We start from the raw sequence: 16,418 nt of genomic DNA, 5'->3' as shown, positions 1-16,418 counted from the left end.
CATAACTTTATCATAGCTTTCTTTTTCAGTCCGCTTACCATTTTCAACCTCGATCAAGTGAACACGGATACCCTTTTGACCTTCTTGGAGAACACGAGTTTCACCTAGATACAACTTATCAGACTTACGTTCCTGAACCTTGAAGTCAATTGTTTCTTCTTCGATTACAAGTTCTGGTCTGTTAAGGACAAGGTTCTTCACTTCATCTTCTGGAAGGGAGGTTCCTAGTTTCGTTCCAACCAAAACGATGCGGTCTGTCGGAGCCTCTAACACTTCACGGAGTTTTTCTTCCTTACTTCCATCAGGATTAACCGCTGTAAAGATCCGTTCCTTACCAACTTTTCCTTCTTGTTCTACACGAGTTTCACCTAGATACAGTGTTGGATCCTTTTTCTCAACTGTCTTGTAGGCCAAATCGTTTTCAACAAATTCAAGTTTTGGAAGATCTTCTTGTACAGCAGCAACTGTCTTCTCAGAAACTGGTTTTTCCTTAGTCAACTGGATACGGTATTCCTTGACTTGTTTTCCACTTTCTGAAACAAGGCGAACAAGTACTGGAAGGCTATCGTCTCCGCTATCTACAACTGTTGAAGCCACTTGATTACTTTCTTCGACTGAGACTTTTGGACGTTGACCTTTATAGGTGATTTGGTAGTCTTGACGATTTTCAGCGAAGTCAAGAAGCTCTTTTCCATCTACAAGAATTTTTGATTGGGTACTTTCTTGAGGCAATTCACTCGGTGCAAGGAAGGTCATCTCAATCATCGCAACACCGCTCTTGTCAGCTTTACGCTCCATACGCCATCTCATGGCTTTGGCTTTGACAGCTTTAAATGTTACGTTGATTTCATCACCAGCTGCGATGTCTTTATCCGCACGATAAGGCACAGTTTCCCAATTTTCTGGATTGTTGAATGGATGGGCTGCATCGTAGGCTTGGTAGTTTGAATAGTAGGTAGGCACTTCAAAATCTGGGCCAATATAACGTTCCAAAACGAGTTTAGATGGGGCATCCGTACCACTATCTGCAAAGAAATGAAGTTTGGCTTGTGCAACAGTCCGTTCTACAATCTTACCATTTTCACGGAAGATTACACCTACTGATACTTCTGGATTAGAAGATGGTGTTGGAGACCAGTTTGTCCAACGACGATTTTCTGAATGATTTCCGTCATTGAGATAATCCACACGGTCATGGGAGTTTCTATCAATGTCGTTAGTGGCTGAAGCAAAGGCGCGGTTACTATTTTCATCATACTCTGGGTTATTTGATAGAGCTTCGCCTAGTTTGTCTGTCACTCGTACAGTGAACTCAGCAACAAGATCACTACCAAGGACACGACCTCGAACGGTAAATTGACCTGCTTTTGTCAGCTTTTCTGCTGGAACTTCATCCCATTCAACTGCCAAGTCTTTTGTTTCGTAACCGTCTTTGCCTGTGAAGTAAACAGGAACCTTAGTTGGCAATTCAAGTGGTTGCCCTAGTTGCAACAAGCGAGCTTGTTTAACCGCGGCAACTGGTTTACGAGAGAGCAAGTCTTTATTGCTTGTAAAGTGTAGACGGTATTCTCCTAGGATGTCGCCATTTTCAGCTTTCGCGATAACACGAACTGGCTCACCTTCACGAACACTTGGAACGACGGTAGCGAGACCATTGTTGCTAACACTTGCTGTTACTGCAGGAACTTTTCCATCTACTGACTCAAGATAGTAGTCTGTCAAATCAGGGTTAAAGTTTGCTAAGTCTTTACCGTCAACTTGGATTCTTGTTTGGCCTTGTTTGGCTGCCGCAACTTGTTTCGCAAAAATTTGTACTTCTGTGATAGACGTTCCTTTCTTGCTATCAAGTCGAACCATACGAATGCGAATCGCATAGGTCTCAACTTTATCAAAGCTGAAATGATTCATTTCTCCAGCTTTTAATTGAGCTGGTGCTTTGAGATTGCTTACCTCTTTCCAGTTTGCAGGATCGTTAAAGGCATGGTTTTCCTCGCCTACAAAGCTAGGGTTTTTAGGGGCTGTTGGAACGGTCTTACCGACATAATATTCAATCACATAAGACTTCGGTACACCAACTCCGTGGTCTTCGTGGAATCCGACACTTAGATTATCAACTGAACGTTTGCTCAAAATACCTGAATCTCCGAATAGGACACCAACTGAAGCTTCTGGATTAGTACGGTTCCAGTTTGTCCAACGGTTAGCTGGTCGGTCATTAAAGGAAATCAATTTATCGTTGACGTTTGAAACAGGATCAGTTGGATTTGAGTCTGAAGCAAAGGCAAGTGGCAATTCTGAACCGGTCCATTGGTCAGAAATATTTGCTCCCTTCTCAGTTTGAGCAGATACGCGAACATGAAGTTTCGTTATTAATTGCGTACCTTCTAGGCGACCATTAACTGTAAAGACACCTTCCTTGGCGTATTGGTCTGGACGAATCGTATCCCAAGTAACCTTAGCTGATGAAACGTGACCATTTGAATCGTAGGTACGAACGCTTTCTGGTAATTGTGGTGCTTCTGCAATTGGGGTCGTCACACTGACTTCTTCAACTGAAACGATGCCTTCTACAGATACTTTAGCACGCGCATCAAGATCAAGACCTTCAACTTTACCTAGAACTTCAAAGATTTGGTAGTGATCAAGTTTTTCTTTTGGAATAGTTTGCCAAGTGACTTTGTGGGCTTTAGGGAAACCTTTGTCATACTCAACTGTTACTGTTGCTGGAAGACTTGGTTCCTGATGCAAGTCTGTGACTACGTTTACAGGACGGATAGCTTGCGCAACCTTCTTCTCAGTGTTGGCCCGAATCGTGAGATTGATTTGACCTGTAGCCCCCTCATATTCTGCTTTGAAAGCGACTGTTCCTGGCTTATGCAACTCAAGCATTCCTTTACGAACTGCGACTTCCCCTTCACCACTTGTAGAGAAGTTCACCTTATCTGCTGGTAGAACTGCTTGTGTTCCGTCTTGATAGTGTGCAAGGACAGACAATTTCACTGTTTGGTCTTCTTTGAGAGCATCAGCTTTCTCCACTTGTAGGCTCAAATGGTCAATTTTTGGTGCTTCTTCGAGGAACTGAATAGCATACATTTGAAGAGGGCCACCATCATTTGGTTGAACAAAGATGCTTGCACGCATACCGTTTGCTGCACTTGCTTGCACCACTGTAACAGCTGCATTTTCAGCACTTGCTGTGACTTTTGGCAACTTAGCTCCATAAGCAAGAGTGCGGTATTGCATTGGTTTTTGAGTAGTAAGACCTGTGACAGTTTCATCGCCAACCGTTACAGTTGGCACTACAGGTGCTGCAGCCTCACCTTCTTCTACCACAAGGGTAGCATGAATAGTTTCTCCTCCTAGTTGGCCAGTCATTTGAATACGTGATCCTGCAACTGAAAGTTTCGCTTGGTCTTCTGGCGCAATTTCCCAGTTATCAACTTCGTATTCTTGAACGCTTCCATCCGTAACAGCAATAGAAACGTATTTATCAACAGCGCTCAAGTCTGTTCCTGGAGCAACACGCTTAACAGTTGGAAGCTCATTTGCGATTGCTAGAATTTCGACACGGGCCTCAACTTCGCGTCCGTCTGCCATACCTTTAACAGTCACAACTCCTGCTTGGCTCACATCAACTGAAGACCAAGTTACTGGACGTTTTTCACGACTGCCATCACTGTAGATAAAACCGACTGTCTTCGGCATTTTTGGCTCTTTCTCAATAACAGTACGTACTTTTGGTACTTCTGTTCCGAGAACGGTCTTTTCTTGGTCTTCTTTTTTACCAGTAAAGACCGTTACTTGACTAGATTTCAAGAGATCAGAGTGGGCAGTAAGGGTGAATTTACCTGCTTGTTCAGTTGATTTAACAATGGCAACCCCTTTACCGTTAAAGGCTCTACGGATCCAAGAACCATCTGGTTGCGCCTTATAGCGTTCACGGCTGGCTTGTTCCCCGTTATCAACACCGATCAGTTGACCTTGTCCATGCAATTGGAAACGAACCAAATTATTGGCAGTTGGTACCACATTTCCTTCACTATCTACGATTTCGTAGTAGATGTAGGTTAAGTCTTTTCCATCTGCTGCGATTGCGTGTTCTTCCTTGACGAGGCGAACACCTGCAGGTTGGCCTGCAGTCGTGATCTTATCACGGGCAATTTCTTTTCCAGCTTCATCGCGAGCTACAGCTTCTAAAGTACCTGGTTGGTAAGCAACCTTCCACTCAAGATAGAGTTCCTTAGCATTGGCACCTTCTTGGTAGGTACGGCCATCACTGGTTTGTTTTTTGTTGAACTTCTTAACTCCAAGAGAGTGACCATTTAAGAACAATTCTACGCTTGCAGCGTTTGAGTAAGCTCGAACTGGAATCTTGCCTTCTGAGTCAGCAACTTTGTCTGCTAATTCTTTGTTTTCCCAGTTCCAGTGAGGAAGAAGGTGTACCATCGGTTTCTTCTTGGCAGAAACCCATTGGCTTTGGTAGAGATAAAAGTCATTTTTTGGAATACCGGCTGTATCTACAATACCAAAGTAAGAGCTCTTAACAGGAGTTTGGTTTTGGTTGTGCCATGGTGTAGGCTCACCGATATAGTCCGTACCTGTCCAAATAAACTGTCCAGCATAGCCAGCGTTGTCACGGTCAAAGGTCCATGAAGCGGTTGCCGTTTTACCCCAACCAACACGATCATTTCCATAATCTGACTGTTCATAGTTACGATAAGCTTGGTTGCTATGTACCAATTCTTGTTCAGGACGATAATAGCTACCGCGTGTACGGGTTGCTGAAGATGTTTCTGAACCATAAATCAACCAGTTTGGATGTTTCGCACGAAGTTTCTTGTAGTTGTCTTCCGAGTAGTTGAAACCAACCGCATCCAGTTCATTAGCAATCTTCTCATGATCACCACTACCATCACCAAAGCGGAACTTATCTGCTCCCATAGTAACATAACGTGTAGTATCAACATCTTTAATCACTTTTACTAAGCGTTTAACCGTTGCAAGAGAGTGAGCATTACCATTGGCTTCACCGATTTCATTCCCGATAGACCACATGAAGACAGCTGGGTTGTTTTTATCTCTTTCGACCATGGTACGAAGATCATAGTCAGACCACTTTTCACCTTTTCTGGCTTCTGGGTGAGTAGCATCTTTTTCAAAGAAACGCCCGTAGTCATAAGGTTTCTTGCCGCCATACCACGTATCAAAGGCCTCTTCCTGAACCAGCAAACCAAGTTCTGCTGCGATTTGTAAGGTCTGTGGACTTGCAGGGTTATGAGTTGTACGGATGGCGTTAACACCCATCTCCTTCATTTGTTTGAGACGACGGTATTCTGCCTTATAGTTTTCTTCTGCTCCAAGCGCTCCGTGGTCATGGTGCAAGGAAACACCATGGAATTTAATGCGTTCACCATTCAAAGAGAAACCTTCATTTGGAGTCCAGTGATAGTAACGGTAACCAAACAAATCCTTCTTAGCATCGACCAATTGACCGTCACGGTAAACACGTGTAATCAATTCGTACAAAGCAGGTTTGTCATTTAAAACGGTCCAGAGTTTTGGTTGTTCAACTTCTAAAATCGCATCAAGACTTGTTGATTCATGTGCTTTCAAGGTACGACTCGCTGTACGTACTAAACCTGTCACAGCCGGACCACCACGTTCAACGATTTGATACTCTGCCACCAGTTCATGGTCTTTATCGTCTGTATTGACAATCTTGCTGGCTACATGAGTTTCAACCTTGCCATGTTGCTGTTGTTCAAGTTTTGGTGTTAAGATAGTTGTCCCATTTTTCTCAACATGAACCTTATCTGTCACTTGCAAGGTCACATCACGGTAAATACCGCTACCAGAGTACCAACGGCTACTTGGTTGTTTGTTAACCGCATGGACAGCAATCACATTCTCACGACCATCTTTGTGAAGGTATTTGGTGATATCGTATGAGAACTGGTTATAACCATTTGGATAATGCCCCACTAACTGGCCATTGACATAGACTTGAGAGTCCATATAGACACCATCAAAAGTGACACGAACATTTTTCTTGAGATCTTTTTCATCAAGTTTAAAGGTCTTGCGATACCAAGCTTCACCACCATTGAGCTGTCCACCCTCATTTTGGGCAGGTGACTGATGGTCAAAATCGTTAAAGATACTCCAGTCGTGTGGGAGATCCAATTTTTGCCATGTTGATACATCGGCATCTGATTTCACAGCTTCTTTAGGATTCGCATTGAGTTTAAAGTGCCAATTTTGATTAAAATTCACTTTTCTATCTTCAATCATTTGATTCACTTCTTCATTTGTCGCAGCTTTCAACTCTTCCTTGACAGGCTTTTCTTGACTTGAAGCTTGAGATTCTACCTTTGGAGCTGTTTCTTCAGGTTTTAGAGATGCTTTCTCCTCTTTTGGAGTTACAGGTTCATCTTCTTTCACCTCTGGTTTGCTTGCTTCAATTGGTGCAGCTTGACTTTGGTCGACACTTGCAGCATCCTTGTGCTCTGCTACAGCTTGATTTTCTTTTTCCTCCACTGCCGGACTTTCCTCTTTTGCTTGTTCCACGGTGTGAGTAATTGGAGTTTCATCCGCGAAAACTGGTGATTCTCCAATGACACTTCCTCCAAATAGAACCGCACAGGTTCCAATCATGACAGAGCAAGCTCCTACGGCAAACTTACGAATGCTGTAGACTCTTTTACGATTCCAATGGCCTTTTTCCATAAAATCCTCCTTTAGTAACCGCTTCCATTTTCTTGTAAACGTATTACTTTTTCATAGCCTTTTATCCTTATTCTATAAAATAATATAGGAAATTTCAATAGCCTAAACACAAAAAATCATATTTTTGATTGTTTTTTCTATAATTTGTAGAAAAGTTTAAAAATCTGAATGTAGATTTAGTGAATGGTTTTACTAAAAAAGGCGGTGGGACAGAAATCGATAGACAAAGTCTCGATTTCGTAGTCCCAGCCTCGCGAGGATGATTAGGAGCTTTTTGGAGTCTAAAAGACGAACAAAAAGTTCAATCAGCTAACGCGTCAAAGTTTGATTGCTAAAAAAGTGAGGTCGGGATCTTTTGTCCCAACCTCTTTTACGGACTATCAAACTGATATTTCCTTATAGATTATTGACTAGATTTTCCCTTTTCCAAAAGATTGACCATCTCATTTTTACGCTCTTCTAGCTCGGCAATTTGCTGGAGTAAAAGTCCTGAAAAATCACAATTAAGCTCTTCAGTTTCGCCACTATTATACCAATCCAAAGCTACTATGTGATTGTCCTTATCAAAGCAGAAAATTACATCTCCATCACCGATGATAGACAGAAATGGAATATAATCCTCAAAGCCCAGAGCGTGTAATTCCTTGGTTTTAATTCGAATATCTAAGAAATCTGGGATGCCATTTGCAATTCCAAAAACCTTAATACCTCGACAGAAAGTCCAAAAAGGGGCTACATCGTAAGCCTTGGCTCTTGGCCATAGCTCTTCCCTGACTTCCATAAAGAGACCTCCCAGAGATGACATGGTGAATTCCCTGAAATCTCCTGGCAGACGAATGCCGTATTGATTTTCAAAATCCTGAACATCTTCTTCCGATGGTTCATTACCCATGCAGGCGACAACCTGATAAGTTTCCTTATCATAGTGACGAAAATACTCATAAACTTCCTTGAGTGCCATTATTTTAATCCTTTTTACTCAGAAATAGTAACTACAAATCCATCTGGCAAGATGACTTGCTGACCATCTTCAAACTGGCAATGACTCGCTAAATCAACTGAATCTCTGTCTAAGATAACATTCTCCTTAGACTGATTAAAGATAGCCTGAACTTCTTTTCCTTCGTAGGTCCATTTCAAGGAAAGAACATATGGTTTCACTTCTTGCAAGCTATATGAACCATGCTGAATAATGCTTGCAACTCCTTTACGGACTTGGATTAATTTCTTCATGAAATTCAGCATATCATTGTCCTCAGACACACGGTCCCAAGGCATGACACGACGGCAGTCGGGATCTGGTCCACCTATTAATGCAAGCTCTGTTCCGTAATAGATACAAGGAGTCCCTTTTTGAAGGTAGAGGAAGGTTAAAGCAGCCTTGACATGTTGGATATTTCCTTTGGCAGTTGTAAGAATACGCTCTGTATCGTGAGAATCCAGGAGATTTAACATAACCTCTGAGATTTGTTGCTTGTAGTACATTGACTGGCTATTGATTTCTGAAATGAACTGCTCTGTCTTTTTATGCTGACGCAAGAAATAATCCTTGATACTTTCAGAGAGCGGGTAGTTCATGACTGCATGGAACTCATCTCCTTTTAGCCAAGGCTGAGACGTATGCCAGATTTCACCTAAAATATACAAATCAGGCTTTTTAGCGAGAACTACCTTTCTAAAATCTTTCCAGAACTGATGGTCAATTTCATTGGCAACGTCCAAACGCCAAGCATCGATATCAAAATTCTCAATCCAGTAGGTCGCAACACTTAAAAGATAGTCTTTGACTTCAGGATTTGCTGTATTTAACTTAGGCATATAGCTAGCAAAGGCAAAGGTATGATAAGGGAGTTCTCTTGGATTCTGAAGTTTATCCTCTGTAATTGGAAACTCTTGAATATGGAACCAATCTTTATAAGGAGAATTTTCTCCATTTTTTAGAACATCCTGCCATTGGGCAGACTGGTAGCCGATATGATTGAAAACAGCATCTAGCATAATCTTAATGCCACGTTTATGGGCTTCCTCGACTAGATTACGAAAGACTTCCTTGTCTCCAAAGTGACGGTCAATTTCAAAATAATCCGTCGTATCGTACTTGTGATTGGTCGTTGCTTCAAAAATTGGACATAGGTAAAGTCCAGTGATTCCCAAATCTTTAAGATAGTCTAAATGGTCAATAATCCCTTGTAAATCTCCACCAAAAAAATCATCCATGTTAGGTGCAATGACAGCATCCCACTCTCGAGCTCCATCTGGAGTTAGATTAGGATTTCCATTAGCAAATCGTTCTGGGAAAATCTGATACCAAACGGTATTTGAAACCCAGTCAGGAACTTGGCAACCATCGATTTCGTGAATATAAGGAAGCTTGAAACCATTTCCTTCAGCATCCAAGTTTTCTTGAGTATGTTCTACGCAACCCTTATCACCGTAAAAAACACCTTGACCTTCTTTATCAAGGAGCTCAAAGAGATACTGAATGCGAGCAAAATCAACAGAGACCGTAACCTGCCAATAGTCAAATAGGGCATCTGAGGTTACTTTAGTCATTTCTTTCTTGGCTTCATACTTATCCTCGATGAAGATAAAGGGATCTCCATAATGTAAAATGACCTGCTGGACATCATCTTTCTTGGTTTTGATTCGGATATGTAACTGACCTTCTTTGTAAAGATAAGCATACTCTGATTCTGGTCTATGATAAATGGCTGTCAATTCCATGTCTTGTCTCCTAAATAATCATCATCAACAAAAACGCAGACGTTTTCATAACTAACAGAACTAGTATACTATTTAAAGATCCGATTTGCAATTTTTATACCAGTTTTACGATAGATATATAGATGGACAAGGGTAAAATTGAGTAGAATCTTTATGAGCTTTAAAAGAGAGTTTCCATGAACCGGAAAACTCTCCATCATTACGAATCAGATGATTAGAATAAATGCTATCTGATATCTTTAATCTTCTAAAATGAAAATTTCTTCAACATGTAGTTGTAGCAACCTTGCAATTTTCATTGCTAGTTCAAGTGTAGGATTGTACTTGTCATTCTCGATAGCAATAATGGTTTGTCGACTAACGCCTAATATTTTTGCCATATCTTCCTGACGTAGTCCTTCAGACTTTCTTAGCTGTTTGATATTATTTTTCATACAGCATTAGTCTTTCTGAAAACAATAAATGCCAATTGCCAAAACTACGATAAGGATAACAACCATCAAAATTACTCCTTGAACAAGTTTATTAGGTTCTTTAAAATCTTCATCACCATCAACCATTTTCTGTTTTATGGCAATTTGTGTAAATCCTTGAACAGAAATAGATAAACATAAAATCAGACATGGTAACATTTCAAGTTCAATGCCTTTTGTAATAGATTGATAAATATTAAATACTGTCCATCCACATAAGCCAAATAGAGCCGTTTTATAACCCCATTCCTCAGAACGTAGCTGAATCGCTCTGTCCATTTCATCCATTTTTCTCATAGTCCTGTTCCTCCAATCTGTCAAAACAATGTCAAGAGCTCTTTACATTTTTTATTATACTCTAAATCGATGAAATGTCAAGATGTTTTAACATTTTTAGGCTTTTTTATTTTCTTCTATTCTAAGAATATTTCTAACTCTGATTTACAGCCTAGTCAATCCGACAAAGGGCAAGTTCTTTTAATCCTCTGTCGTAAAGGAAGGTTAAACAAAAGTTGTCTGTCATATTTTGAAGCTTGTGTTTACTCATTCCTCTAGGCAAAGCTATATCGCACCATTCTCTCGTTGCCAGAGAAAATAGCTTTTGCTTACCCTTCCAGTCATCATTCTTAAATAAGGGGCTCAGGATAAGATAAGGCGAATCCGTAAAAATTCCATTGACACCAGCTTTTTTGCCTAAAGCCTTTAAATGTTCAGATTCTAATAACTTTTCGATAATACGACCATCACTAGAGATTTTAACAAGAGCATAATAGTCCATGCCCCATTTATTGACAGAGCTTTGACTTTCTCCAGAGCTAAAGGCATAGAGCTCTTGCTTCCAACATTTCATACTATCAATTTTAGGACAAGCATCAGAGCTCGTGTCGTGGTGATTTAACTCTTTTTTATCAATATGCGAATAAGTGGTCCACTTAGCCTGCTTTTTCTCTCGATCAAACTCTAAAAGGGCAAAGTTTCTTGCTTGATTTGTATAAACTTGATCTTCAAAACACACGGATATCTGGTCGCTATCTGATACGATTTGAAAATATCTCTCTTGTGCCTTTTTAGGAAGTATACTTTGCGGATCCTTTATGGCAATGATTTCTGGATTAGAAAAATCACCAGTATAATAGACTATTTCCTTGCCAGCCTTGATGATGCCAATATTTTGTTCATCTGTAAAGAGTAGAGGCTCTTCCTCCCAAACATGGTCACAATACCAAGCATCTATCTCCTTCACACCCAAAGGTGATACTTCAAGCAGACAGTAGAGATTGAAAGCTTCCTTCTCACTGGTCAAGACAAAGGCTCTACCATCATGTAACATGACAGAATTGAAAACACTATTGTAGTCCTTGTCTAATCCCCATTTATTCAATAGACTTAACTTTAACTTCCCCATTTTCTCTCTCCTAATCCATCACCACTCGTTGATGGCAAATAGAATCGCTGATCTAATATTTCTTAGCAATTGATCTGAAAGTTCATCGTATACTTGACCCAGTCCCTTATCTTGTGCCAGCCATCCAGGTTCATCATTCCAGGAGCCCATTCCTCCAAAAACATCCGCTGAGCTTGCAGCTCTAAATATGCTTAGATGTTGCAGTGGAATTTGAGGTTCTGCCAGTCCTTTACCAGATTCTGGGTCTAGCAAAAAGTTTCTAGCAGATTGAAAGACTTTGGCAAAGTTGTCACATTCAATTTTAATTGCTAGATTTTCTATACGAGTCAATATGTCCTTAAATTCTTCGATATTATTTTCATAGTGGGGAATGTCTTGAGAAGACCTTTCCCATTCATACTCGGTGTAGATAACATCCCAGCCTCTGCCTGGGGAAGCAGATTTCCAATTTGGTAGGAAATAACTTGCCTTCCCATCTTTATAAAAACAGAGAATTGAACTCTGTGTTGTGTTGGAGAAGCCTAAAATACCTCTGTCTTCAACTGAAATAGGACAAAATAATTGTAAGTCCTTCAAACCTTTTTCCTTAAGATTTTCAAACCAATCAGATACAGAAAGTTCTGTAACTTCCCCATTTTTTGACGGCAAAATTTGAAAGCTCAATTTATTTGTATATTTTTCAGGATTATAGCATATTTCTTTACCACTTTTTAAAGCCATCCTAGCTGCCGCCACGATACAGGCTATCTGATACATTTGTCCGTTCATATGATCTCATCCATTATCCCTTCAATCAGATTTGTAAGGCTTTCAGCCGCATAGATCACCTGGTCAGGATCATGGATGTAGCAAATAACCTGACCTTCCTGAGCCTCCTGGTCTGGATCAAAATCCAGCATAAGATAACAAGAGTCACAATACTGAGCAAAAGGAAGCCATTTTTTATTAAAAAGATAGGGCTTTATTCTACTATCACGCATGTTTTCTAGGTCTTGACTAGAAAAATAGTCGGGAAATTCGGTTAACAGAGCATCTCTATTTTGAAAGTACTTTTTACAAGTCTCAATTTCCTGTAAACTCATGAGAGAAAAAGTAAAATCTCTCTGGTCAATTACACAAGGTAAAATAGAGAGGTATTTACTCCCATTTTTATAGCTATAAAGCTCTTTGAAGTCACTAGGTAGACGAATGCCAAATATTTCCTCAAAGGCTTGAAGCTCTTCCTCAGAAGCACCAGAAATGCCCTGATAATCTTCCAGATATCCTTCCTCTACAGGATCATCCAAATCCCAGTCTTCAAAACACTCACAAATATAAGTTTCTATTTTTTTAACTTGGTCAATTAGTTGCATCATTTCACCATGATTTCTTTATTTTATCTGTCTTCCAATGCTTTTTACCGCTTATAACTTGTTTTTTCTAGGAGAAGGGGTTCAGGATTTTGCTTAATCCAAGCAATAGCTAGCTGACACAGGCGGTCTAGGCGAGGCTCGTCATCAAAATCTTTCCCATGAACTTGAGCAATAAGCTCTTTAGTCTCTTCTAATTTTTGATCTGAAAGGGGGATTCCTAGAGACAAGTATTGAGGGAGAGCTTGAAGCATTTTTCTATAGTCCCTGTCCCAGTTGACCCCACCATTGCGATCCAGTTCACCTCGAACTCGACCTGGTATACGAATAACTTCTCCCTGAACAGTTTTGGCTGCTCCACTTGAAGGAATCAAGAAAGACCATAGTTCCTCATATTTAGGGTTAACATTTGCTCCCTTTTCTATGAGAAGTGCAACGGTCTTAGGATGAAAAAACTCAGCTGCCATATGCAGAGGTGTATTTCCATAAGTATTGCTTTTTTCAATATCTGCCCCCAATTTGAGCAAGAGTTTTACAGTCTCTCTTCCCATGGTTGCCTGACGGTACAAAGGAGTCGCTCCATAATAATCAGGGATATTGATATCCAAGCCCTGTTCGACAAGCCAGATAACCAATTCATCCGGGACTCCTCCCATATGCAGAGGTGTACATAAGCTAAATCTTCCATCATGAGCGGTTAATTCACAACGATCATAGACTGCTTTAAGGGCTTCAATATTTCCTTCATCCATTAAATCCTTAAACTCTTTTGGTAATGTAACTCTTTTCTTTGCCATTTTTAGTTCCTTTCTTCTGATTCAGCATCTAGGGCAAGCCAATGAAGTTTATCAACCGTTTTCAAAGTCAGGACTTGTCCATCATAATCATTTTTCAACTCAAGACCGTTTTGCTCAATAGATATATGATTGTACCAGTGGTCTAGGCTGGCGTATTCCCCCGTATGAATGTTGATGAGCATACTCGTTATGGGATTCCAAGTCCCTTTCTTAACTGTTTCTGCTAAGAGGTAGTAAGCATCTAAAAATATGAGATTTCTCCCATAGATCCAAAAGGGCAGATCAAGCCCCAACAAAGGCAACTTGGCAGAAAAAATCTCATCACCGTGTGGTGGAACGGTTTCATAATGAAATTCTATCTCACTGCCATAATAGGCAATCAGGGCTCCCTGACATCCGATATTTTGAGGAATCCCTTCCTCAGCTACAATAAATTCCATGGCCTGCTCCTTCTATTTTCAATCATAAAACCCGACCAGACTCTGCCAAAATATCAAACTGGACGCATGACCTATTCTAGTCATCAAGTGGATGAAGTCACTTTCACAACCCTTCCAAACTGCAGATTGAGCCGTGCCCATGGCTCTAACAAATGCTAGAAAATCTGGTGTCAGCCATATTTTTTCATCATAGTTCATCTCTGCATCAAGAGCATAGACTGCCCCAGATTGACAATCCAGCAAAATAGTGTAGAGATCTCCATTTGCAATGATGATCAAGCCTCTTTCTTGTAGAGTCGAGTAATCGTGGTATTCCAAATTGCGATTGATCAGCCAAGTAAGACTAGTGTCGTCCCCATATCCAAACTGGTAACTTAAAAAACCGACCTGCCCCCAGTTATAGGCCAAAATATACTTCCTAAAAATCGGATCCAAATCTTGTATTTGAAGTTGGCTTTTCAAACGATCCAATTCGGACACTGGCAAATCTGCTTTATTCAGGACAATCCCTTCTCTTATCTCAGGGTCCAGCCCTTGTGTTTCTTCTTGGGTAAAGGAAATGATTTGGTCAATTGTCAATAATTCCATTGTCGACCTCCGGCTATACATAGAGCATTATCTAGGGTAAGCTAGCTGGTTTGGGACTTCATTTATCTAATGAACTTTCTTATCTCAATTATACTCCAAAACTATTAAATAGAGATAAACTACCAGTATTTTCAGGGATTATTTTTGATCAACAACTCCTCCTTATTAAAGCAAAAAGCCATTCCTCAAGGGAACAGCTTTCTCACTTATAATTAAAGGTTTCTCCAGCCAACTTATCTGCTAGCTTAGGAAAGAGAGTATAAAACTTATGGGCTAGATTCAACAAAACTGGGAGATTGAGCTCGCGTTTGTTTTTACCTATGGTCTTAACAATCTTTTGCGCGACAGCATCTGGTTCCAATAGAAAACGGTCAACCGACTTGAGGTAGGTCCCATCTGGGTCTGCTTGGTCAAAAAATCCTGTGCGGATTGGGCCTGGATTGACCGTCGTTACATAGACACCATAGGGCATGAGTTCGAGGCGCAGAGCATTTGAAAATCCAATAGCCGCAAACTTGGTTGCTGAGTAAAGACTGGACTTGCTAGTCGCTATCAAACCTGCCATGCTGACAATGTTGATGATATGCCCCTTTCTACTTTCCTTCATACGAGAAGCAATCAAACGTGATAGGTTCATCAGGGCAAAGGTATTGACCTCAAACATCTGGTGAATGTCCTTGTCAGAGATCCGGTCGAAATCTTCAAATATTCCATATCCAGCGTTGTTGATCAAAACATCAATCTTTCCATAACGGAGATAGAGGTCAGCTACCAGAGCTTCTAGGGCTGAGTCATCAATAATATCGATTTTAATCCATTCCACATTAGAATGATTTCCATATAGTTGGGCTAGTTTTTCCTTGTTTCTACCTAGTAAGATAAGTTGGTCATTTGGCAAGAGTTTGACCATTTCTTGGGCTAAGCCACCGCTAGCTCCGGTAATGAGAATCGTACGCATACTTATCCTTTCTCAATCTTCTAAATTTCCACTTCTTCCAAGTCTTTGACCACATGGACATTTTCAAAAACAGTGGCCGCATCTTTCTTGAGCTGGCTGATATCTTTTGAAAGGAAGCGGGCGCTGATATGGTTGAGCAAGAGGCGCTTAGCACCTGCTTCTGCTGCTACTTGTGCTGCCTGCATATTGGTTGAGTGACCGTGATTGCGGGCAATCTTCTCATCTCCTTTGCCATAAGTCGACTCGTGAACCAAGACATCGGCATTGACAGCTAGACGCACACTGGCATTGGTTTTTCGGGTATCACCCAGAATGGTGATAATCTTACCTGGACGTGGCGCTGAGATATAGTCAGCAGCCTTGATTTTAGTGCTGTCTTCTAGAACAACGTCCTGACCGTTTTTGATTTTTCCAAAAAGTGGGCCGAACGGAACACCAGCAGCTTTGAGTTTTTCAGCATCCAAGGTACCTTCTAGGTCCTTTTGCATGACACGATAACCAACACAGAAAATAGTGTGGTCTAGCTCCTCTGCATACACAGTGAATTTATCAGTCTCAAGAATTTTACCTAGAGAATCTTGGTCAAACTCATGAAAATGAATGCGGTAGGGCAAACGAGAACCTGACACACGAAGACTGGTTAAGACAAAGGACTTGATCCCTTGAGGTCCATAGATTTCCAAATCTGTCTGCTCTTCATTTGCTTGAAAAGCACGACTTGAAAGGAAACCTGGTAAGCCAAAAATGTGATCTCCATGCAGGTGGGTGATAAAGATTTTGCTGACCTTACGTGGTCGAATTGTGGTTTCCAGAATACGATTTTGCGTTCCTTCTCCACAGTCAAATAGCCAAACTTCGTTAATCTCGTCCAAGAGTTTCAGGGCGAGACTAGAGACGTTGCGGGCTTTAGAGGGCTGACCAGCCCCCGTTCCTAAAAATTGAATATCCATTCGATACT

The 16,418-nt window shown here is 40.8% G+C and carries 13 protein-coding genes; all 13 read right to left on the bottom strand.

Annotated elements, in window-relative coordinates; translation table 11 throughout:
- Positions 1-6,726, bottom strand: a 6,726-nt coding sequence (bgaA, locus tag HMPREF1518_RS05005) for an LPXTG-anchored adhesin/beta-galactosidase BgaA (RefSeq protein WP_050589084.1), incomplete at its 3' end; no start/stop codon positions are given.
- 403 nt (positions 6,727-7,129) lie between these two features.
- Positions 7,130-7,687 carry an SMI1/KNR4 family protein gene (locus HMPREF1518_RS05000; protein WP_033584565.1) on the bottom strand — a complete coding sequence of 186 codons (558 nt, stop codon included), beginning with the start codon at positions 7,685-7,687 and terminating at the stop codon, positions 7,130-7,132.
- A 14-nt stretch (positions 7,688-7,701) separates the two neighbouring features.
- Positions 7,702-9,450 carry a glycoside hydrolase family 13 protein gene (locus HMPREF1518_RS04995; protein ID WP_033584561.1) on the bottom strand — a complete coding sequence of 583 codons (1,749 nt, stop codon included), beginning with the start codon at positions 9,448-9,450 and terminating at the stop codon, positions 7,702-7,704.
- Positions 9,451-9,689: 239 nt separating this feature from the next.
- Entirely contained in the window at positions 9,690-9,884 is a 195-nt protein-coding gene (locus HMPREF1518_RS04990) for a helix-turn-helix transcriptional regulator (RefSeq protein WP_033584559.1), read from the bottom strand.
- Between the two features lie 6 nt (positions 9,885-9,890).
- Complete coding sequence (locus HMPREF1518_RS04985) at positions 9,891-10,220, bottom strand: hypothetical protein (protein WP_033584556.1); 330 nt, start codon at positions 10,218-10,220, stop codon at positions 9,891-9,893.
- Between the two features lie 151 nt (positions 10,221-10,371).
- Complete coding sequence (locus HMPREF1518_RS04980) at positions 10,372-11,328, bottom strand: hypothetical protein (protein WP_033584554.1); 957 nt, start codon at positions 11,326-11,328, stop codon at positions 10,372-10,374.
- An 18-nt stretch (positions 11,329-11,346) separates the two neighbouring features.
- Positions 11,347-12,096 carry a hypothetical protein gene (locus HMPREF1518_RS04975; RefSeq protein ID WP_033584552.1) on the bottom strand — a complete coding sequence of 250 codons (750 nt, stop codon included), beginning with the start codon at positions 12,094-12,096 and terminating at the stop codon, positions 11,347-11,349.
- A complete protein-coding gene (locus tag HMPREF1518_RS04970) occupies positions 12,093-12,680 on the bottom strand; it encodes an SMI1/KNR4 family protein (protein WP_033584593.1) in 588 nt (195 codons plus the stop codon). The genes HMPREF1518_RS04975 and HMPREF1518_RS04970 overlap by 4 nt, the downstream gene beginning before the upstream one ends.
- Positions 12,681-12,724: 44 nt before the next feature.
- Positions 12,725-13,474, bottom strand: a complete 750-nt coding sequence (locus HMPREF1518_RS04965) for an ankyrin repeat domain-containing protein (RefSeq protein WP_033584550.1) — start codon at positions 13,472-13,474, stop codon at positions 12,725-12,727.
- Positions 13,475-13,476: 2 nt separating this feature from the next.
- Positions 13,477-13,914, bottom strand: coding sequence for a hypothetical protein (locus tag HMPREF1518_RS04960; RefSeq protein ID WP_000394429.1), 438 nt, complete (start codon positions 13,912-13,914; stop codon positions 13,477-13,479).
- 18 nt (positions 13,915-13,932) lie between these two features.
- Complete coding sequence (locus tag HMPREF1518_RS04955; RefSeq protein WP_033584549.1) at positions 13,933-14,502, bottom strand: hypothetical protein; 570 nt, start codon at positions 14,500-14,502, stop codon at positions 13,933-13,935.
- A gap of 202 nt (positions 14,503-14,704) precedes the next feature.
- On the bottom strand, positions 14,705-15,460 hold the full coding sequence (locus HMPREF1518_RS04950; protein ID WP_033584548.1) for an SDR family NAD(P)-dependent oxidoreductase: 756 nt from the start codon (positions 15,458-15,460) through the stop codon (positions 14,705-14,707).
- 20 nt (positions 15,461-15,480) lie between these two features.
- The gene (gene rnz, locus HMPREF1518_RS04945) at positions 15,481-16,410 is read right to left on the bottom strand and encodes a ribonuclease Z (RefSeq protein ID WP_033584546.1); all 930 of its coding nucleotides are present in this window, start codon (positions 16,408-16,410) and stop codon (positions 15,481-15,483) included.
- Positions 16,411-16,418: the final 8 nt, after the last annotated feature.

It is taken from the genome of Streptococcus sp. SR1 (assembly GCF_000526075.1).
Classification (GTDB): Bacteria; Bacillota; Bacilli; order Lactobacillales; family Streptococcaceae; genus Streptococcus; species Streptococcus halitosis.
The sequence above is the reverse complement of the archived record's forward strand: the minus strand, read 5'-3'. Positions and strand labels throughout refer to the sequence as shown.